This is a genomic window from Leifsonia williamsii, from assembly GCF_030433685.1.
GTDB classification, from domain to species: domain Bacteria; phylum Actinomycetota; class Actinomycetes; order Actinomycetales; family Microbacteriaceae; genus Leifsonia; species Leifsonia williamsii.
In genome coordinates, this window is record NZ_JAROCF010000001.1 from 1,726,716 (window position 1) to 1,751,121 (window position 24,406).

The 24,406-nt window shown below is 71.3% G+C and carries 18 protein-coding genes; 6 read left to right on the forward strand and 12 right to left on the reverse strand.

What is annotated here, in order from left to right; all coding sequences use genetic code 11:
- Positions 1-47 precede the first annotated feature (47 nt).
- The 3 genes from P5G50_RS08105 to rfbB are packed head-to-tail and all read right to left on the reverse strand — an operon-like array spanning position 48 to position 3,055.
- Positions 48-1,199 carry a glycosyltransferase family 4 protein gene (locus P5G50_RS08105; protein ID WP_301211096.1) on the reverse strand — a complete coding sequence of 384 codons (1,152 nt, stop codon included), beginning with the start codon at positions 1,197-1,199 and terminating at the stop codon, positions 48-50.
- Complete coding sequence (gene rfbD / locus P5G50_RS08110; RefSeq protein ID WP_301211094.1) at positions 1,171-2,049, reverse strand: dTDP-4-dehydrorhamnose reductase; 879 nt, start codon at positions 2,047-2,049, stop codon at positions 1,171-1,173. The genes P5G50_RS08105 and rfbD overlap by 29 nt, the downstream gene beginning before the upstream one ends.
- Before the next feature lie 16 nt (positions 2,050-2,065).
- Positions 2,066-3,055, reverse strand: coding sequence for a dTDP-glucose 4,6-dehydratase (rfbB, locus tag P5G50_RS08115; RefSeq protein WP_301211092.1), 990 nt, complete (start codon positions 3,053-3,055; stop codon positions 2,066-2,068).
- Positions 3,056-3,128: 73 nt separating this feature from the next.
- Here rfbB and P5G50_RS08120 point away from each other — a divergent pair, with 73 nt between their 5' ends.
- Genes P5G50_RS08120 through P5G50_RS08130 form a run of 3 tightly spaced genes read left to right on the forward strand, consistent with a single transcriptional unit; the run spans position 3,129 to position 6,739 of the window.
- The gene (locus P5G50_RS08120) at positions 3,129-3,734 is read left to right on the forward strand and encodes a dTDP-4-dehydrorhamnose 3,5-epimerase family protein (RefSeq protein ID WP_301211090.1); all 606 of its coding nucleotides are present in this window, start codon (positions 3,129-3,131) and stop codon (positions 3,732-3,734) included.
- A gap of 15 nt (positions 3,735-3,749) precedes the next feature.
- The gene (rfbA, locus tag P5G50_RS08125; RefSeq protein WP_301211088.1) at positions 3,750-4,616 is read left to right on the forward strand and encodes a glucose-1-phosphate thymidylyltransferase RfbA; all 867 of its coding nucleotides are present in this window, start codon (positions 3,750-3,752) and stop codon (positions 4,614-4,616) included.
- 59 nt (positions 4,617-4,675) lie between these two features.
- Positions 4,676-6,739: a cell wall-binding repeat-containing protein gene (locus P5G50_RS08130; protein ID WP_301211087.1), complete on the forward strand. Its 2,064-nt coding sequence runs from the start codon at positions 4,676-4,678 to the stop codon at positions 6,737-6,739.
- Between the two features lie 15 nt (positions 6,740-6,754).
- Here P5G50_RS08130 and P5G50_RS08135 read toward each other — a convergent pair whose 3' ends face one another.
- From P5G50_RS08135 to P5G50_RS08160, 6 genes are all read right to left on the reverse strand, one after another.
- On the reverse strand, positions 6,755-7,564 hold the full coding sequence (locus tag P5G50_RS08135) for a glycosyltransferase family 2 protein (protein ID WP_301211085.1): 810 nt from the start codon (positions 7,562-7,564) through the stop codon (positions 6,755-6,757).
- Positions 7,561-8,400 carry a glycosyltransferase family 2 protein gene (locus tag P5G50_RS08140; protein ID WP_301211083.1) on the reverse strand — a complete coding sequence of 280 codons (840 nt, stop codon included), beginning with the start codon at positions 8,398-8,400 and terminating at the stop codon, positions 7,561-7,563. Before P5G50_RS08140 ends, P5G50_RS08135 begins: the two co-directional genes overlap by 4 nt.
- Before the next feature lie 17 nt (positions 8,401-8,417).
- Positions 8,418-9,671, reverse strand: coding sequence for an ABC transporter ATP-binding protein (locus tag P5G50_RS08145; protein WP_301211081.1), 1,254 nt, complete (start codon positions 9,669-9,671; stop codon positions 8,418-8,420).
- Between the two features lies 1 nt (position 9,672).
- Positions 9,673-10,572: an ABC transporter permease gene (locus P5G50_RS08150; RefSeq protein ID WP_435870855.1), complete on the reverse strand. Its 900-nt coding sequence runs from the start codon at positions 10,570-10,572 to the stop codon at positions 9,673-9,675.
- Between the two features lie 32 nt (positions 10,573-10,604).
- Entirely contained in the window at positions 10,605-11,996 is a 1,392-nt protein-coding gene (locus P5G50_RS08155) for a glycosyltransferase family 4 protein (RefSeq protein WP_301211077.1), read from the reverse strand.
- 188 nt (positions 11,997-12,184) lie between these two features.
- Positions 12,185-13,273: a glycosyltransferase family 2 protein gene (locus P5G50_RS08160; protein WP_301211074.1), complete on the reverse strand. Its 1,089-nt coding sequence runs from the start codon at positions 13,271-13,273 to the stop codon at positions 12,185-12,187.
- Positions 13,274-13,338: 65 nt separating this feature from the next.
- Between P5G50_RS08160 and P5G50_RS08165 the strand changes: the two genes are divergently transcribed.
- Entirely contained in the window at positions 13,339-16,281 is a 2,943-nt protein-coding gene (locus P5G50_RS08165; RefSeq protein ID WP_301211072.1) for a rhamnosyltransferase WsaF family glycosyltransferase, read from the forward strand.
- Here P5G50_RS08165 and P5G50_RS08170 read toward each other — a convergent pair.
- A complete protein-coding gene (locus P5G50_RS08170) occupies positions 16,212-17,801 on the reverse strand; it encodes a DUF2142 domain-containing protein (protein WP_301211070.1) in 1,590 nt (529 codons plus the stop codon). The genes P5G50_RS08165 and P5G50_RS08170 overlap by 70 nt on opposite strands.
- 13 nt (positions 17,802-17,814) lie before the next feature.
- Positions 17,815-19,182: a hypothetical protein gene (locus tag P5G50_RS08175; protein ID WP_301211067.1), complete on the reverse strand. Its 1,368-nt coding sequence runs from the start codon at positions 19,180-19,182 to the stop codon at positions 17,815-17,817.
- A gap of 149 nt (positions 19,183-19,331) precedes the next feature.
- Here P5G50_RS08175 and P5G50_RS08180 point away from each other — a divergent pair, with 149 nt between their 5' ends.
- Complete coding sequence (locus P5G50_RS08180) at positions 19,332-21,809, forward strand: glycosyltransferase (protein ID WP_301211065.1); 2,478 nt, start codon at positions 19,332-19,334, stop codon at positions 21,807-21,809.
- Positions 21,806-22,792, forward strand: a complete 987-nt coding sequence (locus tag P5G50_RS08185; RefSeq protein WP_301211064.1) for a glycosyltransferase family 2 protein — start codon at positions 21,806-21,808, stop codon at positions 22,790-22,792. Before P5G50_RS08180 ends, P5G50_RS08185 begins: the two co-directional genes overlap by 4 nt.
- Here the strand turns inward: P5G50_RS08185 and P5G50_RS08190 are convergent.
- Entirely contained in the window at positions 22,743-24,269 is a 1,527-nt protein-coding gene (locus P5G50_RS08190; protein ID WP_301230581.1) for a DUF2142 domain-containing protein, read from the reverse strand. The genes P5G50_RS08185 and P5G50_RS08190 overlap by 50 nt on opposite strands.
- Positions 24,270-24,406: the final 137 nt, after the last annotated feature.

Genomic DNA, 24,406 nt, shown 5'->3' on the forward strand with positions numbered 1-24,406 from the left:
TCGTCGGACGGATGGAGGTCGGTGTGGGTCGGTGTCGGTAGCGGTGGTCAGAGATCGGCGTGCAGCTGCCAGACCCGCTCGGCCGAGTCCCGCCACGAGAACGCGCGGGCGCGGTCGGCGGCGAGGACGCTGAGCCGGGTACGCAGCTCCGAATCGTCGAGCACGCGTCCGATCGCGGCGGCCAGGCGCTCGGTGTAGCCCTCGTCGTCCGCCGGCTCGGAGTCGCTCGGTCGCGGAACCACGAGCGAGGCGCCCGCAGCCACCTCCACCAGCGCGGGGTCGTCGGAGTGGATGACCGGGAGGCCGAACTTGAACGCCTCGACGATCGGCAGGCCGAACCCCTCGACGAGGCTCGGGAAGACGAACAGCGTCGCCCGGTCGAGCACGACCGCGAGATCGGCGTCGTCGAGCTGGCCGAGAGCGCGCACCCGGTCTTCGGGGAGCCCGGTGGCCGCGGCGACGCCGGTCGCGCTCCCGTCGCCGTAGCGGTCGGGCCCGGCGATGAGCAGCGGGATCCCGTGCACCTCCGGGCGGGCCATCGCCCGGATCAACGGCGCCAGCCCCTTGCGCGGCATGATCGAGCCGAGCGTGAGCGCGTACTCCTCGGGCAGCTCGAGCCGTTCGGCGCGCTCGTCCGCGTCGGGCGGCAGGCGCAGCGCGGTGGCGGGGGCGCCGCCGATGACGCGGATGCGGTCGCCGAAGTCGAGCACCTCCGAGAGCCGGTCGGCGACCGCGTGGGTCGGCACGACCACGGCGTCGGCGTGCTTGCGGGCGCGCTTGGCCATGGACTTCGTCCACAGGGCGACCGGGGTGCCGAGGCTCTCCGGGTGGCTCCAGGCGATGGTGTCGTGGAGGGTGACCGCGTACTGGTCGCCCTCGGCGCGGTCGTGCTTGCGCAGCGGGGCGAGCAGGGTCGGCGAGTGGACCATGCCGCGGAGGCCGCCCAGCGCCAGGCCGGACTGCCATGCGACCATGAGCTCCCGCCGGGCCACCGGCAGGCGGTGCAGCGCCGACAGGCCGGGAAGGCGGCCGTGCAGCTCCGCGAGCTGGTCGTCGGAGACGTTGGAGACGTAGCCCTGGACCTCGCAGCCCGGGGGAGCGGTCGCGATCAGCTGTCGGGTGAGCTCCTCGGTGTAGCGGCGGTGGCCGCCGGGAGCGTCGCCGATCAGCTCATCGACCACCACTCTGAGCGTTGTCATCCGTCTCCAATACTCCGTGTCGCGCCGCGTCGGCGAGTGCGTCCTGCCATGCCCGCATGGGCTCGAGCCCGGCGGACGCCCAGGCCCCGTGACCGAGCACCGAGTACGACGGCCGCTTGGCGGGCCGGACGAACGAGGAGCTGTCGGTCGGCGTGACCCTATCAGGGTCTAATCCGGCCTGGCTGAAGACGGCCTTGGCGAACTCGAACCAGCTGGCCGTGCCGGAGTTGGTGCCGTGATAGATGCCGGCGGGCGCCTCGGCGTCGAGCAGCTTGACGAGCTGGGCCGCGAGGTCGCCGGTCCAGGTGGGCTGGCCGACCTGGTCGGCGACGACGCTCACGGTCTCGTGGCTGCCGGCGAGCTTCACCATCGTCTTGGCGAAATTGGGGCCTCCGGCGCCGTACAGCCACGCGGTGCGCACGACGTAGGTGCCGTCGGGATGGGCGGCCAGCGCGAGCTCCTCGCCCGCGGCCTTGGTGCGTCCGTAGGCGTTCAGCGGGTCACGCGGGGTCTCCTCGGCGTAGGGCTCGCTCGCCTCGCCGTCGAACACGTAGTCGGTCGAGATCGTCACGAACCGTGCGCCGTGCTGCGCGGCCGCGACGGCGAGGTTCTCGGTGCCGAGCGCGTTGATCGCGTACGCCTGCTCTTCGTGCGTCTCGGCGTCGTCGACCTTGGTGTACGCGGAGGCGTTGATCACCACGTCGTGCCCGGCGACCGCCGCGATCACGGCGTCGCGGTCGGTCACGTCGAGCTCGGCGCGCGAGAGGGCGGTCACGTCACGGCCGGCCAGCGCCTTCTGGAGGTCCTGGCCGAGCATGCCGGCAGCGCCGGCGATGAGGTAGCGCGTCATGGTCGCGTCGCCCCGCTCAGTTGTCGAGCGCGGCACGGGCCTTCAGCGGCTCCCACCAGTCGCGGTTGTCGCGGTACCACTGCACGACGTCGGCCAGACCCTGCTGGAACGGCACCTGCGGCTCGTAGCCCAGCTCGCTCTGGATCTTGGAGATGTCGACCGAGTAGCGCAGGTCGTGGCCGAGCCGGTCGGCGACGCGGTCGACGTACGACCAGTCCTTGCCGGTGGCGTCGAGCAGCAGCTGGGTGAGCTCCTTGTTGGTCAGCTCGGTGCCGCCGCCGATGTTGTAGACCTCGCCGGCGCGGCCGTTCACGAGCACCATCGCGATGCCGCGGGTGTGGTCGTCGACGTGCAGCCAGTCGCGGATGTTGTTTCCCTCGCCGTACAGCGGCACGTGCTTGTCGTCGATGAGGTTCGTGACGAACAGCGGGATGACCTTCTCGGGGAAGTGGTACGGCCCGTAGTTGTTCGAGCAGCGCGTGATCGACAGGTTGAGGCCGTGGGTGCGGAAGTAGCTGCGGGCGAGGAGGTCGCTGCCGGCCTTCGACGCCGAGTACGGCGAGTTCGGCTCGAGCGGGCGGTCCTCGGCCCACGAGCCCTCGGCGATGGAGCCGTAGACCTCGTCGGTGGAGACGTGGACGAAGCGCTTGATGTCGTTGCGCAGCGCGGCGTCGAGCAGCTGCTGCGTGCCGAGCACGTTGGTCTCGACGAAGATCGACGCGTCGCGGACGGAGCGGTCGACGTGCGACTCGGCGGCGAAGTGGACCACGGCGTCGACGCTCGGGAACAGCTCGTCGAGCAGGCCGCCGTCGCGGATGTCGCCCTTCACGAAGGTGTAGCGCGGTGAGTCGGCGACCGGCGCGAGGTTGGCGAGGTTGCCCGAGTAGGTCAGCGCGTCGAGCACGACGACCTCTGCGCCTTCGAGACCGGGGTACGCGTCCTGCAGGGTGCGGCGGACGAAGTTGGAGCCGATGAACCCGGCGCCGCCGGTGACGAGAATCTTCATGGAGGTATGGGTGCTTTCTGTCGATGGACCGCCGACGAGTCTACCGTGAAGGCCTCATTGGTAGACTCCCGGGGTGCAGATCCGAGAACTTTCGATCCCCGACGCCTACGAGGTCACCCCCAAGCAGCACGCGGACGACCGCGGCCTGTTCACCGAGTGGTACCGCTTCGACCGGCTGGAGGAGGCGGTGGGCCACCGGCTCGACCTCCGTCAGGGCAACCTCTCGGTGTCGCGGCGCGGCTCCGTGCGCGGCATCCACTTCGCCGACATCCCGCCGAGCCAGGCCAAGTACGTCATGGCCCCGTACGGCGCCGTGCTCGACTTCGTGATCGACATCCGCGTCGGCTCGCCGACCTTCGGCCAGTGGGACAGCGTGCTGCTCGACGACAAGGACCGTCGCGCGATCTACGTCGCCGAGGGCCTCGGCCACTGCTTCGTGGCGCTGACCGACGACGCGACGGTCAGCTACCTCGTGACGGACACCTACAACCCGACCCGCGAGCACGGCATCAACCCGCTCGACGCCGACATCGCGCTGGAGTTCCCCGTGTCGGCCGACGAGCTGCTCCTCTCGCCCAAGGACACGGACGCCCCCGGGCTCGCGCAGGCGCGCGACGAGGGCCTCCTGCCGACCTGGGAGGCGGCGCGCGCCTTCTACGCCTCGCTCGACGACAAGTAAGGAACGACTCTCCCCATGCGCGGAATCATCCTGGCCGGCGGATCCGGCACCCGGCTGTGGCCCATCACCAAGGGCATCTCGAAGCAGCTCATGCCGATCTACGACAAGCCGATGATCTACTACCCGCTGTCGACGCTGATGATGGCCGGGATCGACGAGATCCTCATCATCACGACGCCGGAGTACAACGATCAGTTCCGCGCGCTGCTCGGCGACGGCTCCCACCTCGGCATCCGGATCGAGTACGCGGTGCAGCCGTCGCCCGACGGGCTGGCGCAGGCGTTCATCATCGGCGAGGAGTTCATCGGCGACGAGTCGGTCGCGCTGGTGCTGGGCGACAACATCTTCCACGGCACCGGGCTCGGCTCGAACCTGCGCACCCACACGGACGTGGACGGCGCGGTGATCTTCGCCTATCAGGTGAGCAACCCGAAGGCCTACGGCGTCGTCGAGTTCGACGACGATTTCAAGGCCATCTCCATCGAGGAGAAGCCTGCGCAGCCGAAGAGCAAGTACGCCGTCCCCGGCCTCTACTTCTACGACAACAGCGTGGTGCAGATCGCCAAGACCATCGAGCCCAGCGCCCGTGGCGAGCTGGAGATCTCCACGGTCAACGAGCGCTACCTGGAGGCGGGCACGCTGCAGGTCCAGGTGCTCGACCGCGGCACCGCCTGGCTCGACACCGGGACGTTCGAGTCGATGATGCAGGCGTCGGAGTACGTGCGCGTCATCGAGGACCGGCAGGGCTTCAAGGTCGGCTGCATCGAGGAGATCGCGTGGCGGGCCGGCTGGATCGACGACGCGCGGCTCGCGGAGCTCGCGGCGCCGCTGGTCAAGAGCGGCTACGGCACCTACCTGAACCACCTGCTCGAGCAGGAGTGATCGACCGGGCCGGGGCCAAATACCTGTAATGCATGTATCGGCTCAGTAGGCTCGATCGTGTGTTGACGCTCCGGACCCGTTCGCGCCTCGGCGCCGCACTCCTGACGATCGCCGCGCTGGTGCTCGCCGGCGGTCTCGCCGTGAAGCCGGAGGTTGCCGTTGCGGCGTCCGCCGCGGACTTCGAGCCCGGCTACATCATCAGCGACGCCAACTTCTACAACGGCTCGGCGCTGACGGCCGCCTCCATCCAGTCGTTCCTCAACGCCAAGGTGGCGACGTGCAGGGCCGGGTACACCTGCCTCAAGGACTACCGGCAGACGACGACCAACCGCGCCGCCGACGCCATGTGCGCCGCATACACCGGCGCGGCGAACGAGACGGCGGCGACCATCATCGCCAAGGTGGGCTCGGCCTGCGGGATCAGCCAGAAGGTGCTGCTCGTGCTGCTGCAGAAGGAGCAGGGGCTGGTGACCGACACCTGGCCCACCACCGGGCAGTACCAGAAGGCGACCGGCTTCGCCTGCCCGGACACCGCCGCCTGCGACCCGTCGACCCTCGGGTTCTACAACCAGGTGTACAAGGCCGCCTGGCAGTTCAAGCGCTACGGCAACCCGCCCGGCACCTCCCAGAGCTTCACCTGGATCCCGGTCGGCAAGGTCAGCGCGATCATGTGGAACGAGCCCAAGACCGGCTGCGGGGCGGGGAACGTGCTGGTTCAGAACAAGGCGACCGCTGCGCTGTACTACTACACGCCCTACCAGCCGAATGCCGCCGCGCTCGCCAACCTCTACGGCACCGGCGACGCCTGCTCGGCGTACGGGAACCGGAACTTCTGGGCGTTCTACTCCGACTGGTTCGGCTCGCCGACGAGCAACTCCGCGCCGATCGGGAACTACGAGTCGGCGACGCTGAGCACCACCGCCTTCACCGTCTCGGGCTGGACGATCGACCCGAGCCTGGTGAACGCCTCCATCAACGTCCAGATCAGCTGGAACACCCCGTCGGGGACCTCGACCACGACGGTCGCGGCCAACAGGAGCCGGCCCGACGTGGGCAACGCCTACCCGAACGCCGGAGCCGCGCACGGCTTCACCGCCAGCGTCCCGCTGAAGGGCGACGGGCAGTACTCGGCCTGCATCACCGCGATCGCCATCGCCGGCAACCCGTCGGGCAACACGTCGCTCGGCTGCAAGACGCTGCTCCACTCGTCCGCCCTCAACGGGTCGCCGACGAGCAGCCGCGTGCAAGGCGCCGACCGGTTCGACACGTCGGTGGCCGTCTCGAAGGCGGCGTACCCGACCGCGGGCGTCGCCGCGGTCTACATCGCCTCCGGCGTCGTCTTCGCCGACGCGATCGCCGCAGGGCCGGCGGCCGCGAAGGAGAAGGGGCCGCTGCTGCTCACGCTGCCCACCGGCATCCCGGCGAGCGTGACGGCCGAGATCAAACGGCTGAAGCCGCAGAAGATCGTCATCGTCGGCGGAACCAGCGCCATCTCGGCGAATGTGCAGAAGACGCTCGCCGGCATCCAGAAGAACGTCGTCCGCATCGCCGGGGCCGACCGGTTCGACACGTCACGGAAGCTGGCCCGCTACGCGTTCCCGACGGCGGTCAGCGCCTCCTTCGCCTCGGGGTTGAGCTTCCCGGACGCGCTGTCGGCCGCGTCGGCATCCGGCGTGAAGGGGCGGCCCGTGGTCCTCGTGACAGGGTGGGGCGCTCCGGATGCGGCGACGGCGTCGTTCATCCGCACGGCGAAGCTGAGCGCGGCGCTTGTAGTCGGCGGCGCCTCCGCGATCGCGCCGTCGTTCGACAAGTCCCTCAAGGACTCCGGCATCACGGTCACGCGTATCGGCGGCTCCGACCGATTCGAGACCGGCCACCTCGTCAACTCGAACCAGTTCACGACGGCCTCGACCGCGTACGTCGCCTCGGGCATCGACTTCCCCGACGCGCTCTCCGGCTCGGTGCTGGCAGCGAAGAACAAGGCGCCGCTGTTCGTCGCGCCGTCGTGGTGCCTGCCGCGTTCGGTGGGCAACGACATCGCCCGGATGAAGGTGTCGAAGGTCGTCCTCATCGGCGGCCCAGCGTCGCTCACGCCCGACGTGGCGGCCTTCCGCCCCTGCTGACGCCGCGGCTGCGGGTCAGGCGGAGGCGTCGTCGAGCTGCAGGTAGCGGTAGAACTCGGCCTTGCGCTCGGCGAGGGTGTGGTGCTGGTTGGTCTCTTCGAGGACGAACTCGATGGGGGTGTCGACCTTGCGCAGCACCCAGCCGCGCTTGCGGGCGTACCCGCACATCCAGATGTCCTCGAGGAACGCGAAGTAGCGCGGCAGCTCGGTGAAGAAGGCGAGGTCGGCGACGATGTCGATGTCGCACGCGCAGCCCCCCGTGCCCACATAGCTGACCCGGTCGCCGGGCTCTGCGGGGGTGCGTGCCCAGTAGTCGCCCTGCATCGTCCACGCCCAGTAGCCGGCGATGGTGCGCGGGCCGGAGGCGGCGAGCAGGTCGGTGAGGAGGTGGTCGCTGACGTCCTGGTCGTCGTCGAGCATGACGAACGGGCCGCGGTAGCCGCTCAGCCACAGCCTCCGCGCGACGAAGAACCGCCCGAGGCCGCCGACGTTCTCGCGGCTGCTGATCAGCGTGACCTCGGCGAGGGCGCCGTGCGCCCGGTAGGCGGCGATCCGCTCGCGGTACCAGGCGTCGTCCGAGGGCCGGTTGTTCCAGAGGAACAGCCGGACGCGCGGGCCCTGCTGCGCGTCGAGCTGGGTGAGCACGGCGTCGATGCGCTCGCGCCGGTTCCAGAGGCACATGACGACCGCGAGCTCGCCCGGCTCCCCGTGCCGCAGCAGCGTGCGCGACGCGAACCGCCCGGCGCGATACTGCCGCATGGCGACGCGCCAGCGGACCGCGGAGACCGCACGGCGGACGAACGCCACCGGGCCGGAGGAGGTCATCGCGACACCCACCACAGCCGGCCCCACAGGCCCAGCTGGATGGCGAGCCGCAGCGGCGCGAAGTACCAGGCGGAGTAGCGCCGCGAGAGGTAGCGGTAGGCGCTGTCGTGGTGCGCCTTCTCCATCGCGCGCCGGGCGCGGGAGGTGGAGTGCGCGCCGGTGTGGGTGACCACGGCCTCCGGCACGTAGACGTTGCGCCAGCCCGCGCGGCCGAGACGGTCGCCGAGGTCGACGTCCTCGAAGTACATGAAGTAGCCGGTGTCAAACCCGTCGACGTCGCGGTAGGCGGAGGCGCGCAGCAGCAGGCAGGCGCCGGAGAGCCAGCCGGCGTCGCGCCGGGTCTCGGTCTCGCGCTCGGCGCGGTACTTCACGGTCCACGGGTTGCCGGGCCAGATGCGGCCGAACAGCGCGTGGGCGACGCCGGTGCGGAGCGAGGGGAGGCGGCGGGCCGACGGGTAGATGCGGCCGTCGGCCTCCAGGATCTTCGGTCCGAGCGAGCCGGCGCCCGGCTCCTGCTCACCCGCTGCGACCAGTGCGTCGAGCGCGCCGGGGGCGAACACGACGTCGGGGTTGGCGACGAGGATGTAGTCGGGCGCCGTGGAGGCCGCCTCGACCGCCGCGCGCACGCCGCCGCCGTAGCCCGCGTTGCGGTCCAGCTCGACGAAGCGGTGCCCGGCCGCGCGGACGAGCTCGCCGACTTCCTCCGCCTCGGTCGACGCGTTGTCGACGGCGATGACCTCGTCGGCGTGCCCGGCCTCGGCGAGCGAGTCGAGGAAGGGCCGGATGGTGTCGGCCGAGTTGTAGGTGACCGTGACGACGAGGACGGAGGGGCTCATGCGCGCGTCCACCCCGTTCAGGCCGACGCCTCGACGACCTCGGGGACCGCGTGCACCATCCCGACGGCCAGCGGGTAGTACGGCACGTCGAACGAGCACGCCTGCGGCATGTCGGACAGGTGCCGCCCGGCGTTGTCCATCAGTGAGGCGTTCACGAAGTACTTGCCGGCGCCGAAGCGGGCGTCGCGCAGCAGGAAGCCGACCGTCCGGCGCTCGCGCAGACGGCCCAGGTCGGAGCCGATGCGCGCGGTCGTGGTGCCGTACACGGGCTGGCCGAGCGTGTTGTCGATCTGGATGGCGCACATCCAGTCGTCGATGCCCTCGTCGTGCTCCAGGGTGACCTCGATGCGCAGGTCGTCGCCCGGCTGCACCGGCTCGCCCTGCTCGCGGCCGTCGGCCCAGGCGCGCGCCTCGATGACGCGGCCGTGCTCGATGTGGGCGTCGCCGCCCTTGGCGGCCTGCACGGCGGCCTCGGCCTCCGCCTCGACCACCCGGCGGCCCTCGAGGATGTTGCGGAACTCGGTGACGGCGTCGCCCGGCTCGCCGTCGAAGACGACGACGCCGCGGTTGAGCAGGATGGCCCGGTCGGCGAGCTCGGTGACCTGGCTGAGGTTGTGGGTCACCAGGATGATCGTGCGCCCCTCCTGCTGGAAGGAGCGGATCTTGTCGAGGCACTTGCGCTGGAACGCCTCGTCGCCGACCGCGAGCACCTCGTCGACGAGCAGGAGGTCGGGGTCGGTGTGCACGGCGACCGCGAACGCGAGCCGCACGTACATGCCCGACGAGTAGAACTTCACCTGCGTGTCGATGAAGTCGCCGATGCCCGAGAAGCTGAGGATCTCGTCGAACCGCTCCTCCGTCTCCTCCCGGCTGAGGCCGAGGATGGAGGCGTTGAGATAGACGTTCTCGCGGCCGGTGAGGTCGGGGTGGAAGCCGGCGCCCAGCTCCAGCAGGGCGGCGATGCGGCCGCGGCGCGCGACGCTGCCCTTGGTGGGCTCGATGATGCCGCCGATGACCTTGAGCAGCGTGCTCTTGCCGGAGCCGTTGTGGCCGATCAGCGCGACGGTGTGACCCGCCTGGATGCTGAGGTCGACGTGGTCGAGCGCCCAGAACTCCTCGCGGTGCTGGCGGCCGCGGCCGAACGCCACCAGCCGCTCCTTGAGCGAGTTGTCCTTGCGGATGACGAAGCGCTTGGAGACGTCGGTGACCCGCACGATCTCGGGGGTCTCGTCGGTCCCGCGCGCGAGCGAGCCTGTCGTCGTGGAAGTCATGTCACACCACCTGAGCGAAGTTGCCCTGCAGGCGCGCGAACACCCGCTGGAAGCCGAGGAGCAGCAGGATGCCGATCACGAACGCGATGCCCATGCGCAGCAGCAGCTGATCGGGGTACACGGCGGTGCCCTGGCCGCCGACCCACATCGCCTTCTGGAAGCCGAGCACCGCCAGGGTGACCGGGTTGTCGGTGTAGATGTCGAGCCAGATGCCGTGGCCCAGGGCGTCGCGGACCATCTTCCAGGAGTAGACGATCGGGGAGGCCCAGAGCAGGAGAAGGAGCACGACCTCCACGAGGTACTGCACGTCGCGCAGATACACGTTGATCGCGGCCAGCAGCAGACCGAACGCGGTGCCGTAGACCAGCAGCAGCAGCACGGACGGGATCAGGTACCAGGTCTCGTCGTGCAGCGGCGGCTTGCCGATGACGATCGTGGCCACGAGCAGGATGGCGAACTGGATCAGGAAGTTGAAGCCCGCCGAGCCGACGCTCGCGAGCGGGAAGATCTCGCGCGGCAGGTAGATCTTCTTGATCAGGCCGGCGTTGTTGACGATGGAGGCGGTCGTCCCGCTGATGATGTCGCTGAACAGGCCGTAGGCGGTGAGCCCGGTGAACACGTAGATCGCGAAGTCGGGGATGCCGCGCGCCGCGCCGAGCACCTGGCCGATCACGATCGCGTAGATCAGCAGCTGGGTGAGCGGGCGGACCAGGGTCCAGACGAAGCCCAGCACGCTGTCCTTGTAGCGCGACTTGAGGTCACGGCGGACCAGCAGCGAGAGCAGCTCGCGATGGCCGAAGATGTCGCGGAGCGCCGCCCACGAGCCGCCGGTCTTGTCGTCGCCGCCGACCGTCACCATGCGTTCTGCGGACAGCGCACGGTATCGATCCTGTGCAGTCATTCAGTCGTCAATCTTGTCGGGGGCTCGATGGATTATAGCTTGCGGCCTCGCGCGGCCACCCATTCGGAGACCGCGCGCATCGGCCGGGTGAGGCGCCAGGACGAGCTGGACTCGAGCCCGTGGACCCGCTTGAGCAGGTCGTTGGTGATGCGGGTGCGCTCGGACTCGATCCCGGCGACGCGGTCGGGCGCGGGGGAGGGGTCCTTGCAGAAGTCGACGAGGTCGCGCAGGGTGTGCTCCCAGGTGTGGTCGCGCGCGTACGCGGCGACGTTGGCCGCGATGCTCCGGCGCGCCTCGTCGTCGTACAGCAGCTCCTCGATCGCCGCGGCCAGCGCCTCCACGTCCTCCGGGGGGACGACGCGGCCGAGGTCGTTGCCGCGGATGATGCCGGCGAAGGTGTCGCCGTCGGTGCTGATGATCGGCAGCGACGCCCACAGGTAGTCGAGGATGCGCGTGCGGAAGCTGAACGCCGTCTCGAGGTGCTCGTAGTGCGTGCTGACGCCGAGGTCGGCGTCGAGCAGGTAGTCGGCGCGGTCGTTGTACGGCACCCACGACTCGTTGAAGAACACGGCCTCGCCGGTGAGCCCGAGCTCCTCGGCCCGGCGACGCGCCTCCACGGCCATCGCCATCGCGGGGATGTCGGGGTTGGGGTGCGCCGCTCCCATGAAGAACAGGCGCAGGTCCGGGTGGTTGCGGCGCGCGACGGCGACGGCCTCGATCAGGGTCAGCGGGTCGAACCAGTTGTAGATGCCGCCGCCCCAGATGATCACCTTGTCGTCGGGCCCGATGCCGGGGACGGTGCCCTTGATGCCGTGCGTCTTCTGCACGGGCGGCTCGTTCTGCACGCCGAACGGCGCGACGCCGAGCAGCGAGCGGAGGCTGGGGTCGCGGTCGTAGGTCGCCGGGTTGATGCGTGCGAGGCCCGCGAGCTGGCCGAGCCAGAAGTCGCGCTGCTTCTCGGAGGCGCACACCATGAAGTCGGCGCGCTCGAGCTGGTCGTTGAGCACCTCGACCGTGTCGACGGCGACGGCGATGCGGGTCTCCGGATCGAAGTCCTTGCCCTGCTCCAGCTGCTCCAGGTGCATCGGGTCGTAGATGTCGGCGACGATGATCGTGTCGGTCTGCTTGATCCACGGGTGGCTGCGGAGGGTGTGGCCCTGGAAGACGAGCACCTCGGCCCAGTCGACGTGGGTGCGCAGACGCTGGTCGTCCGCGAAAGCGACGTGGAAGCGCTCGCTGCTGACGCCCTCCGCCTTGTTGGTCGAGATCAGGCGCACATCGGCGAACTCCGAGAGCGCGGTCGCGATCTCCCAGGCGCGGATCGCCGGGCCGGCCATGCGGACGCCGAGCGTGTCCGGGGTGACGACGAGGATGCGGCGGCGGTCGGTCGCGGCCGGCTGGTCGAGCGGCTCGATGGACGGCATGGGCTCCCCTGTGTCTGGCGACGCGGCGCCGGATGACGGCGCGTCTGGATGGCGGCGGCGGCAGCACGTTCTGCCATCACGGACGGGACTCTCGCCCGCGTTTCCGGCAGAGCGCGAAAGCCGCTGGGCAGGCTACCACCGCAACCGGCGAGACGGCTGGATGCGCGCGACCCTGCGTGAGCGCGCGTTCAGCGCCCGCGGCGCAGCAGCCGGGCCGCGCCGTCGACGGCGCGGACCACGCGGCGGGACAGCACCCGGTCGAGCTGGGCGTGCAGAGCGCGCAGCTCCTCCGTGGTGCGGCCGAGCTCGGCACGTGCCGCGGCGGCGTCCGCCTCGGCCCGGGCGGCGCGGTCGTCGGCGAGCGACAGCCGGCGGTCCAGGTCGGCGATCGCGAGCCCGACCGCGCGCTCGGCCGGCTCGGTCACGTGGTCGACCGGCTCGTCGGCCACGGGCGAGGCGACCGTGTCGGCGATCCGGCGGTCGAGCACGTACTCGCCGGAGGCGATGCCGGCGGCCAGCTCCTCCTCGCCGGGGTGACGGCAGAGATACAGGGGGTAGAGCACGCCGTCCTGCAGGCGGCGGTAGTCGCGCATGCCGTGGTGGTTGGGGCTCGGCGTGAGCTCGGAGTTCTCGTACGCGGAGCCGGCGTTGCGCACCTTGCGGCTGTACTGCGACCACGACCGCCACGGGAAGTGCAGCACCTCCACCTCGAAGCCGTCGGGGACGGGGCCGCGGTTCTCGAGGCTCACGAAGTGGTTGCCCTGCACGACCTCGACCTCGGGGTCGCCGATGTGCACGGCGTCGTGGGTGGCGTGCGCCTTGAGGCCCACCCGCTGGAGCGCCTCCACGCTCCGGAGGTCGCGGTACAGCAGGCGCTGCAGGCCCGTGCCGGCGAGGGCGGCCGGGCCGATCATGTCGTGCACAGGCACGTCGAAGGCCTGGATGCTCGTCGGGATGCCGGAGAAGGCCTTCTTGAGCGTCATGCCGCCGGCCCGCGGGAGCCAGAACTCGTCGGCGTCGGCGTTGATCACCCAGTCGGCGCCGTGCTCGGTCGCCGCCTCGCGCGCCATGCGGGTCACGGTCGGCGCCTGCTGCTTGCGGTGCTCGGGGTCGTGGTGCAGGACCAGCAGGCCGCGGGCCGCGTAGTCCTCGAGGAGCTCCTTCGTGCCGTCCACCGAGCCGTTGTCGGTGACGATCAGGGTGTCGACGCCCTGGGCCAGATGATGGTCGATCATGGCGCCGACGATGTCGGCCTCGTCGCGCACCATCAGGGTCATCGCAAGTCTCACGTGCCGCCTCCCGCAGGACAGTCTAAGCAGAGGGCCTGATTAGACTGGGCCGGATGAACGCCTGGATGAGCGGCCCCCGGCGTGCGCTCGGCCGCCTGCTCCCGACCGGATCGGCTCCGAGGAAGGCGCTGCACGCGGGCAAGGAAGCCGCGAAGACCTTCCGCGCCGAGCTGCAGCCGCCCGCCCCCGAGATCGTCCGCGAGGGCCCCGGCCTGACCGACTACGCCGAGTGGCGCGCGCAGCAGCCGCCGCTCGAGCCGCTGCCGGAGGGCGCCCAGCACACCAGCTTCCTCGTGATCGTGGAGCGGGGGCCGGAGCTCGACGAGGAGACCGTCCTGGCCGTCGCGGCGACGGTGGACAGCGTCAACGCGCAGTCCTCGATCGTCGCGCGGACGCTCGTCGCCCCCATCGGGACGCCGCTGCGCGACCTGCTGCCGGGTGCGGAGGAGGACTTCACGCTCTTCCTGCGGGCTGGATCGGTGCTCGACCCGAACGCGCTGGAGCAGATCGCGAAGGAGCACCGGGTCGACCCCGTGCGCCGGGTGATCGCGTTCGACTCCGACCGCATCGACGGGGAGGGGGAGCGGGTGTCGCCGCGGTTCCGCCCCTCCTGGTCTCCGGAGACGATGCTCGGCGCGAACTACCTCGGCCGGGCCTTCGCGATCCGCACCTCCGACGCCCTGCAGCGGAACGGCCTCGCGCTCGACGACCACGGCGTCTGGCGCTTGCTGCTCGGCGCCGAGCTGTCGGAGGCGACCGTCGGGCGGGTGCCGCACGTGCTGCTGAGCGAGCCGGGCGCAGAGCGGCTCACCGCCTCCCACCACGACGCCGCCATGGTCGCCGCCGCGCTGCGCGACCGGGGCGAGGAGGCTCAGGCCCGCGTCGTCGACGGCGTCGTGCGGGTGCAGCTCGTCCCGCACACCTGGCCGACCGTCTCGATCGTCATCCCGACCCGGCACTCGCGCGAGAACCTCGACCGCCTGCTGCCGAGCCTCGCCACCACCGACTACCCGGCGTTCGACGTCACCGTCGTCGACAACGGCGGCGAGACGGAGGAGCGCGAGGCCTGGTACGCCGAGCTCGACCTCGGGCTGCCGCTGCGGCACGTCTGGTGGACGGAGGAGCCGTTCAACTACTCCCGGGTCAACAACGTCACCGCGCGCGGCACCGACGGCGAGGTGCTCGTCTTCCTCAACGACGACACCGAGATCGTGGACGCGGGCTGGCTGCGCGAGCTCGTGGGGATGCTGTCGCGGGAGGGCGTCGGTACCGTCGGCTTCCAGCTCCGGACGGGCGACGGGCTGGTGCAGCACGGCGGCGTGACGCTCGGCCCCGGCGGCTTCGCTGCCAACCTCTTCGCCGGGATGGCGCCGGAGGACGACAGTCTGCTCGGCCCCCTGCGCTGGTACCGCGACTCGCTGGCGGTGACCGCGGCCTGCGTCGGCATCCGGCGGGAGCTGTTCGAGGAGATCGGCGGCTTCGACGAGCGCTTCCAGCTCACCGGCAGCGATGTCGTGCTGGGCCTCGACCAGGTGATCCGCGGACGGCGCAACGTCGTCATCCCGTTCGACGCGGTCCGTCACTTCGAGTCGCTGACCCGCGGTGCGCACGCGCCCCGGGCCGACTCGTTCGCGAGCTACTGGCGCTACCAGCCGTGGCTCGCCGGGGGAGACCCGTACAGCTCCCCGAACCTGTGCCGGCTCACCGAGGTGCCGCGATTCGCCGCCGCCGACGACCCCACCCCGCTGGAGCTGGCCATGGCCGGGCTCGGCCGCCCCTTCCGCTCGTCTGCGCAGCAGTCGACCATCTCGGAGGACGCGACCGCGCTGCTCACCCTCGCCACCATCACGGCGGAGGAGGTGGACGCGGTCGTCGCGTCGCACCGCGCCACGACGGGCCGCCGCGAGGTGCGCACGATCAACTGGCTGCTGCCCGGCTTCGACCTGCCGTTCTTCGGCGGCGTCAACACGACCCTGCGGCTGGCGGACAAGCTCGCCCGCGACCACGGCGTGCACAACCGGTTCCTCGTCAACGGCGACCCGGCGAACGAGTTCTACGAGTCGGCCATCGTCGCCGCCTTCCCCGGCCTCGCCGGGTCGGAGGTGGGCAACTACTACGGCACCGACGAAGGACTCGCTGCGGTGCCTCCCGCCGACGCCGCCATCGCGACGTTCTGGCTGACCGCCCGCGATGTGGCGAAGACGCCGGGGACCCCGCGCAAGTTCTACCTCATCCAGGACTACGAGCCGTCGTTCTACCCGGCGAGCACGATGTTCGCGATGACCGAGCAGACGTACCGGCTGGGCCTGTACGGCATCTGCAACACCCGCAGCATGCACGACATCTACGCCGGAGGCTACGGCGGTACGGCCACCTGGTTCTCACCGGCGGTCGACCGCGAGCTGTTCAATGCCGAGGGGCGGAGGGAGCGCGCGGAGGGCGAGCCGGTCACGATCTTCGCGTACGCGCGCGACCACTTCCGCAACTGCTGGGAGCTGGTGTTCGCGGCTTTGAGCGAGATCAAGCGCCGCTACGGCGACGGCGTGCGGATCATCGCCGCCGGTGCCAAGTACCTCCCGCCGAGCGCCGACTTCATCGACCTCGGGCTGCTGGACTACCGGGCCACCGGGCGGCTGTACCGCGAGACCGACATCGGCATCACGCTGCAGATCTCGCGCCACCCCTCCTACCTGCCGCTGGAGCTCATGGCGAGCGGCGTGGGGATGGTCGTGCCGGACTCGCCGTGGTTCCGCTGGCTGTTCGAGCCGGGCGAGAACGCGCGCACGACGATGATGACCTACGAGGAGGTCGTGGCCGGGCTGGACGAGCTCGTCAGGGACGCCGCGACCCGCGAGCGCATCCAGCGGGGCGGGCTCGCCACGATCGACGCGGCGCACTCGGACTGGGACGCCGCCCTCGACGGGATCTACGACTTCTTGTGCGACCCGGAGGCGAACGCGCTGCCGACCGCGGCGCCGCCGTGGGTGTCGCCCTGATCGGGCGACGGAGCGAACAGCGCCGGCAGTGACCTCCACACGGCGACGACCGCGCACACCAGCATGAGGGCGACGATCGCGGTCAGTGCGACGGTCCCGGCCGGCGGCTGCCACTGCGGGTGCAGCAGGAAGTCGACCCACGAGCTGTTGGTGACGGCGTAGCGGCGCAGGGTGTACACGAACGCTGCCAGGTGGCCGACCGCCAGCAGCACGAGCAGTGTGCGCAGCACGGCGATCACGCCGGGAGAAGCCGCTGCGGTCCCGGAGCCGGCGACCTCGCTGCGCGGCCGCGCGTCGAGCGCCAGCCCGCCCGCGATGGCGGTGAGCAGCAGCACGGCGAGCATGTACCGGCCCTGCCACACGTCGCCGACCTGCCGCCACAGGGCGACCTGCACGACGACCGGCACGAGCACCCAGACCGCCGTGAAGCCGGCTGTCACCCACCGCTCTCGGCCGCGGCCGAGCACGAGCGGGAGGATGACCAGGGCGAGGAACAGCGCGGTCCAGAAGGTCTGCACGCCCTCGGGCGCCGGCACGTCCATCGTGCCGAACTGCCCGGTCAGCTGCCGGAGGTACACGAACGTGTTCTCGAGCATGTTCTGCGCGACGGTCAGCCGGCTCCCCGGCGTCGGCTGGAGCTGCGCCTGCACGCCGTTGCCGGGTCGCGTGAACCAGAACAGCTGGCCCGCGCACACGACCGCAAGCAGTCCGAGCACCACCCAGGTGGAGGTGCGGCGCACCAGCGCGTGCCAGTCCGCGCGACGCAGCAGCACGATCACCCCGACCGCCGCGACCAGCACCCACAGCATCCCGAGGCTGCGCCCGCCGGTGACGAAGGCTGCAGCGACCACCGCGGTGACCGAGCCGAAGCCGAGCAGCCAGCCGGAGGGCCGCCTCCTGGCCAGCACGAGGAGTGCGGCGAAGAGCGCGCCGGCCGCCGCTGCCTCCACCGCATTCGGATTGATCGCGCCGCCCAGGAACGCGAGCTCGGGGGTGACGGCGGCGAGCGGGATGACGAGGGCCCAGCGTGCCCGGTAGGCCCGCAGCAGCACGGCGGTGGCGGCGAGCAGGGTGGCCACCAGAGCGGCCGAGAAGAGCCGCATGGCCAGGATGGCGGGCTCGCCGGTCAGCACGAGCGACGGCAGGCCGGTCCAGACGTAGTAGACGGGGCTGTTGGTGCCGGCCGTGCTGAGGGTGCGGCGCAGCTCGCCGCCGTACGGCGACTCCCCGACGCACGCCGGCGTCTGGTCGAGCTTGCCCCAGTAGCAGGAGCCGGCCCCCGGGATGTAGAGGTAGCCGGGCGCCTGGAAGTACTTGCCGTCGCCGACGAGCTGCCCGTGGGCGGCGGCGGTCGCGCGGACCGTGTGCGACGGCTCGTCGGGGACCGCGTAGATCGGCGTCGCCACCGACCAGGCGCCGAGCAGCACGAAGAGCGCGGCGAAGACGCCCGCGAACAGCCGCCACGGGAACCTCGGGCGCGCGGCCGTACTGCCATCCGTCGACGCGATGTCCCCCTTCATGCGCGTCACCGTCTCACCCCTGGGGCATGAACAGGGAGGCGATGAACACGAACGCGCCGACGCCGCCCATGATCCAGCGCGGCCAGGGGCGCTTCGCCAGCAGCAGGGCCGCGCAGGCGAGGAAGAACGGCACCATCGAGATCCCGTAGCGCGCGGGCGGCGGGTCGACGTAGGTGCCGAGGGTCACGTAGGTGACCGCCGAGAGCAGCGGCGCGGACACCACGGCCGCGACGAAGGTGGCGACCGCGAGCGCGTTGCGGCGGGTGCCCCAGCGCGAGGCCATGAGCAGGCCGATCGCCCCGGCGACCGCGATGAACGACACGGCGTAGTTGGAGATCAGGCCGGGCCCGCGCAGGAAGGTGGTGATGTCGCCGACGCCCTTGGTGGCGCCGTCGAGGAACAGGCCGGACTGCAGGATGATCTGCGTCAGGCCCAGCGGGCGCACCTTCACGCCCATGTCGGGAGCAGGACCGATCGCGATCGCGCTGGAGATGGCGAGCCACACCAGCTGCCCGGCGAAGGCCGCCGCGAGCGCGATGATCGAGGTGATCACGCGCCGGTCGGCGAAGGTGCGGCCGACCCAGCCCGCACGGGAGCCCCGCGTCCGGTAGGCCAGCACGGCCGCGCGCAGCACGAGGAACAGGATCGCGGCGGCGACCGCGGCCAGGTTCTGCACCTTGAGCAGGGTGACGAAGGCCGCGCCGAGGATGAACCACAGCCTCCCGCGCCCCTCGTCCACCCGGGCGGCGAGGTAGAGCATGAGACCGCCGGCGAACAGGGCCGTCGCATCGGTCGAGATGTAGGTGTTGGACCAGTAGGCGGGCAGCGAGCCGATCATCAGCAGCCCGATGCCGGTCGCCGCGACCGGGTGCACCTTCAGCCGCCGCAGCGCCAGGTAGAGGAACAGCGCGGCGGCGGCGAGCCAGATGGCGCCGACGAAGCGCCCGGCGTCGACCAGGCCGACGCCGGCCCAGATCAGCGGCTGCGCGAGGATGCGCGTGATCCCGAAGTACAGCGGCGTGTAGATATACGCCGAGCTCGCGCCGTCGAACGGGAAGAGGGAGTCGTTCTTCGCGTTCTTCAGCTCGCAGCGGGCGTCGGGCGATGGCTGCAGCAGCCGGAGGCCGCGGCAGCCGAGCTCCTGGCGTGCGGTGATGCCGGTCTCCTCGCCGCGGTGCACGACCAGCTGGCTGGAGACCTTGGCGAAGTAGTCGATGTAGACGTACTCGTCGACGGGGGAGACGCCCTTGTGCCCCGGCACGTGCACGATGCCCATCAGCAGCGAGGCGATGATGAGGATCACCGGACCGATCGAGGCCCGCGACAGCAGCCGGGCCGCGAATCCTCGGCGCTCGGCCGGGGCGGCGGTCTCTGGCTCCATGCGGGTACCTCGGTGCTCTGGTCGGGGGCGGGGACTGCGCCAGCTTAGCAATCGGCCGCTGACGATCCCGGGCGCCGCGCAGCCGTTCCGGGCCGCGTCCAGGGCCCGGTTGGTAGGCTGACCTGCTGACACGCCCGCGAAAGGACCGCATGCCCACCACGCGCCCCGGAGTCGTCTCTGTCGTCCTCGTGAACTTCCGCGGGACCGACGACACGCTGACCGCCATCGACCACCTCGGCCGCCTCGACTGGCCCGCCGACCGGCTGGAGATCGTCGTCGTCGAGAACGCCTCCGGCGACGACAGCGCGGAGCGCCTGCGCCGGGAGGCCCCGCACGTCGTCCTCGTCGAGTCCAAGGAGAACCTGGGCTTCGCCGGCGGCTGCAACCTGGGCGTGCGCAACGCGTCCGGCGAGTACATCGCGTTCCTCAACAACGACGCGAAGCCCGACGCGGCCTGGGTGTCGGCCGCCGTCGCCCGGTTCGAGTCGAGCGACCGCGTCGGCGCCGTCGCCAGCCGCGTCCTCGACTGGGACGGTGAGAAGGTCGACTACATCGGCTCGGCGATGACCTGGTTCGGCCAGGGCTACAAGCCGCTGACCGCGCAGCCCGTCCCGACCACGCCCGACGTGCCGAAGGACGTGCTCTTCGGCACCGGCTCCGCCATGTTCGTGCGCCGGTCGGTCTACGAGCAGCTCGGCGGCTTCGACGAGCGCTACTTCATGTTCTTCGAGGACGTGGACCTCGGCTGGCGGCTCAACCTGCTCGGCCACCGCTACGTGTACGAGCCCGCGTCGCTGGCGTACCACAAGCACCACGCCTCCATGTCGTCCTTCGGCTCGTTCAAGGAGAGCTACCTCCTCGAGCGCAACGCCCTCTTCACCCAGTACAAGAACCTCGGTGACGAGGCGCTCGCCGTCGCGCTGCCCGCCACGCTCGCCCTCACGGTGCGCCGCGGCGTCGCGAAGGGCGGCCTCGACTCCACCGAGTACGACCTCCGCAAGGGTGCCTCCAACGACCCCACCGCCGAGATCTCGAAGGAGACGGTCGCCGCCGTCTACGCGATCGACCAGTTCGTCGAGAACCTGCCCGGCCTGGTGGAGGAGCGCGAGCGCATCCAGTCCACCCGCGTCGTCACCGACGCCCGCATCTGGTCGCTGTTCGGCGAGACCGACGCCCCGTCGTACACGGACGAGCACTACCTCGAGGGCTACGACAAGCTCGCCACCGCCTTCCCGGTCACCGAGAGCCCGGCCGTGACCCGCGTGCTGATCGTCACCGGAGACCCGATCGGCGCCAAGATGGCCGGCCCCGCGATCCGCGCGTGGAGCATGGCGGAGGCGCTGGCCGAGCACAACCTCGTCACGCTCGTCTCGCTCGCGGGTGTCGAGCCGGTCTCCGCACCGTTCGACGTCGTGCACGTGCGCCCGGGCGACGACCGCGCGATGCGCCCGTACGAGCGCGAGGCCGACGTGATCGTGTTCCAGGGGCTGGCGATGGCGCTGTTCGACAGCCTCCGCAAGACGGACAAGATCATCGTCGCCGACGTCTACGACCCGATGCACCTGGAGCAGCTGGAGCAGGGCCGCGAGCTCGGGCGCCAGCAGTGGGACAAGCAGGTGGGCGACGCCACCGACGTGCTCAACGAGCAGCTGGAGCGCGGCGACTTCTTCCTCTGCGCCTCCGAGCGGCAGCGCCACTTCTACCTCGGGCAGCTCGCCGGCCTCGGCCGGATCAACCCCGCCAACTATGCGGACGACCCCGACCTCGAGGGCCTCATCGACGTCGTGCCGTTCGGCCTCTCCGAGACGCCGCCCGCCCACGAGCGCGCGGTGCTCAAGGGCGTGCTGCCCGGCATCTCCGAGACCGACAAGCTGCTGCTCTGGAGCGGCGGCCTCTACAACTGGTTCGACCCGAAGTCGCTGATCGAGGCCGTCGCGCGGCTCTCGGAGACGCACGACGACGTCCGGCTGTTCTTCCAGGGCACCAAGCACCCGCACCCCGGCGTGCCCGAGATGGGGATCGTCGCGGAGTCGCGGCAGCTCGCGAGCGACCTCGGCGTGCTCGACCGCTCGGTGTTCTTCAACAGCTCGTGGGTCGACTACGCCGACCGGCAGAACTACCTGACCGAGGCCGACGCGGGCGTCTCGACGCACTTCTCGCACGTGGAGACGACGTTCTCGTTCCGCACCCGCATCCTCGACTACCTCTGGGCCGGGCTGCCGATGGTCGTCACCGAGGGCGACCACTTCGCCCAGCTCGTGGAGGAGGAGAAGCTCGGCGTCGTCGTGCCGTCGGGCGACGTCGCGGCCCTCGCCGCCGCGCTCGAGAAGGTGCTCTACGACGAGAAGTTCATCGCGGCGGCCAAGCGCAACGTCGCCCGGGTGCGGCAGCGCTACTTCTGGAGCGTCGTGCTACGACCGCTCGTCGACTTCGTCGCCGACCCGCGGCACGCCGCCGACCTGGTCGCACGTGGCGTCGTGGGCACCGGCCAGCCGGTCAAGCGCGCGTCGACGCGGCGCAAGAAGCACGGCCTCCGGCACGACGTCGGGCTGTTCTTCCACTACATGCGCAACGGCGGCCCTGCTGTCGTCGTCAAGAAGGTGCGGAGCAGGCTGGGGCGGCGGTGACCACCCTCTCGGTCGCCCTCTGCACCTACAACGGCGCGCGGTTCGTCCGGCGGCAGGTCGCGAGCATCCTCGCGCAGACGCGGCCGGCGGACCAGCTCGTCGTCTCGGACGACGGCTCGACCGACGCGACGCTGGCGATCGTGGAGGAGGAGGTGCGGGCGCACCGGGCGACCGGCGCCCCCACCCCTGAGCTGGTCGTGCTGCGCAACGCCCAGCCGCTCGGCGTGACCGGCAACTTCGAGCAGGCGCTGCAGGCGTGCTCGGGTGACCTGATCGCGCTGAGCGACCAGGACGACGAGTGGGAGGCCGACAAGCTCGAGCGCATGGCCGCCTTCTTCGCCTCCCGGCCCGGGCTCGCCCTGCTGCACACCGACGCGCTGCTCATCGACGACGCGGGGATGCCGGTCGGCGGGACACTGTTCGGCGTGCTCGAGGTCAGCGACGCGGAGCGGGCTGCGGTGCACTCCGGCCGCGCGTTCGAGGCGTTCGTCCGGCGCAACCTCGTCACGGGCGCGACCGCGATGATCGACCGGGGGCTGCTGGAGCTCGCCCTCCCGTTCCCGCGCGAGTGGGTGCACGACGAGTGGCTGGCCGTGCAGGCCGCCGCGCGCGAGCGGCTCGACCTCAGCGAGCGGCCGCTGACCCGCTACCGCCGCCACGACGAGAACCAGATCGGCGCGGGCGACCCGACGCTCGGGCACAAGATCTCGCGCGTGCTGGGGCGCCGCGGCGACCGCAACCGGCAGCTCGCCGTGCGGTCGCGGCTGCTGGCCGACCGGCTGGCGCAGGGGGAGGGCGTCTCGACCGAGTACCGCGCGCTCGCCGAGCGCAAGGCGGAGTTCGAGGAGACGCGGGCTGCGTTCCCCGAGAACCGGCTGCGCCGCGCGGTCCCGGTGTTGCGGCTGGCACTCGCCGGCGGGTATCCGCGGTTCGCTAGCCGGGGATGGCTCGACGTGCTGCGCGATCTGCTGCAGCCGGTCTGACGGCAGGGGCGACAGCCGGGTCGATGACCAGGGCATCGGCCTCGCGGTCGGTGGCCCGCAGCAGCAGGAGGGCCGCCACCACGATCACGGCCGTCGTCGCGAGGAGCACCGGCAGCACGCCGCCGACGGGCGCCCACGCCGCATCGCCGAACAGGAAGGTGTGCAGCGAGCCGGCCGACCCGACCGCATAGCGCCGCAGCGCCGCGGCGAACGCCCACAGCTGTCCGCCCGCCGCACCGATCAGCACGAGCACTCGCAGTCGTCGCCACGCCGCGCCGTCGGCGAACGGCTGGTCGGCGAGCAGGGCGGCGACGCCGATGACGAGGCAGAGGAACAGCGGGAGGGCGTAGCGGCCCTGCCAGATCATCCCGCCGCCGTGGATGTACGCGGCCTGCACCAGCGGCGGCAGCAGCACGAAGGCGGCGATCAGCGCGATCGCGGCCGCCAGCCGCCGGCCGCGCAGCACGAGCAGGGCACCGACCGCGATGGCGCCGACCGCCAGACCCCAGCCGTACAGCACGATGCCGGGAGCGGGTGTGTCGAGCCAGCCGAAGAGGCCGATCAGGCCGTGCGCGTACTCGACGGTGTCGAACAGCACGTTCGAGAAGCCGGTGAGCGGAGGTGCGCCGACGAGGGGGAAGGCCTGCGCCTCCTCCGGGTGCGCGATCGCGTTGGCGAGCGAGTTGGTCGCGAGCGTCCAGGCGACGGCCGCCAGGGTGCCGGCGCCGATGAGGCCCGCGGTGAGCAGCACCGCCGGGCGACGGAACAGGGCGCGCAGGGTACTGCGGTCGGCGAGCAGCAGCGGCACCGCCAGCGCGACGAGCACCCACAGGGGGGAGAGGCCGCGCGCGTTGACCGCCAGCACAGCGGCGACAGCCACGATGGCCGCGCGACCGCGGAGCCGGGCGGGATCGGGGGAGAGGACGATCGCGAGCATGCCGCAGAACACCGCGAGGGTGGCGGTCGCCTCCACGGCGTTCGGGTTCACGGAGCCCGAGAGGAACAGCAGCATCGGCGTCACCGCCACGGCGAACGCGAGCAGCGGCACGCGGCGTGAGCGCATGGTCCACACCACGGCGAAGGCGAGTGCCGCGAACAGCGAGGAGAGGAGCGCGCTGACGAGTCGCATCCCCACGATGCCGGACGCGTCGTGCGCGATCAGCGTGGGCCAGCCGACGAGCGCGTAGTACAGCGGGTTGTACAGCCCGGCCGTGGTCGGCGCGAGCACCGTGTCGTCCGGGGAGCCGGCGGCGGGGAGGGGGCACGCGGCCGAGAGCTCGGGGTGGAAGGCCGAGCAGGTGAGGCGGTGGGCGTCACCGACGTAGCGCGGTACGGCGACGATGTGGCCGTCCTTCGACGGCTCGCCGAACAGCTCGCCGCGGACGACGCTCGCGGCGCGCACGATGTGCGCGGGCTCGTCGGGCGAGGCCGAGGGCGGCGTGGCCCACGCCCAGAGCGCCGAGAGGAGCGCGAGCACGGCCCACGCCGCGAAGAAGGCGGGGAGCGGGCGGCGCGGGCGCCGGACCAGCGCGATGGCGCGCCGAGGAGCGGGAGCAGCCGCGGGTGCGGGAGCGGGCGCAGGCGCAGGCGCAGGCGCGGCGACCGCTGCGGCGT

Coding starts and splice junctions, on each gene's coding strand:
- P5G50_RS08105 (WP_301211096.1), bottom strand. CDS start 1,199: ATGACAACGCTCAGAGTGGTGGTCGATGAGCTGATCGGCGACGCTCCC.
- rfbD (WP_301211094.1), bottom strand. CDS start 2,049: ATGACGCGCTACCTCATCGCCGGCGCTGCCGGCATGCTCGGCCAGGAC.
- rfbB (WP_301211092.1), bottom strand. CDS start 3,055: ATGAAGATTCTCGTCACCGGCGGCGCCGGGTTCATCGGCTCCAACTTC.
- rfbA (WP_301211088.1), top strand. CDS start 3,750: ATGCGCGGAATCATCCTGGCCGGCGGATCCGGCACCCGGCTGTGGCCC.
- P5G50_RS08135 (WP_301211085.1), bottom strand. CDS start 7,564: ATGACCTCCTCCGGCCCGGTGGCGTTCGTCCGCCGTGCGGTCTCCGCG.
- P5G50_RS08140 (WP_301211083.1), bottom strand. CDS start 8,400: ATGAGCCCCTCCGTCCTCGTCGTCACGGTCACCTACAACTCGGCCGAC.
- P5G50_RS08145 (WP_301211081.1), bottom strand. CDS start 9,671: ATGACTTCCACGACGACAGGCTCGCTCGCGCGCGGGACCGACGAGACC.
- P5G50_RS08150 (WP_435870855.1), bottom strand. CDS start 10,572: ATGACTGCACAGGATCGATACCGTGCGCTGTCCGCAGAACGCATGGTG.
- P5G50_RS08155 (WP_301211077.1), bottom strand. CDS start 11,996: ATGCCGTCCATCGAGCCGCTCGACCAGCCGGCCGCGACCGACCGCCGC.
- P5G50_RS08160 (WP_301211074.1), bottom strand. CDS start 13,273: ATGACCCTGATGGTGCGCGACGAGGCCGACATCGTCGGCGCCATGATC.
- P5G50_RS08165 (WP_301211072.1), top strand. CDS start 13,339: ATGAACGCCTGGATGAGCGGCCCCCGGCGTGCGCTCGGCCGCCTGCTC.
- P5G50_RS08170 (WP_301211070.1), bottom strand. CDS start 17,801: ATGAAGGGGGACATCGCGTCGACGGATGGCAGTACGGCCGCGCGCCCG.
- P5G50_RS08175 (WP_301211067.1), bottom strand. CDS start 19,182: ATGGAGCCAGAGACCGCCGCCCCGGCCGAGCGCCGAGGATTCGCGGCC.
- P5G50_RS08180 (WP_301211065.1), top strand. CDS start 19,332: ATGCCCACCACGCGCCCCGGAGTCGTCTCTGTCGTCCTCGTGAACTTC.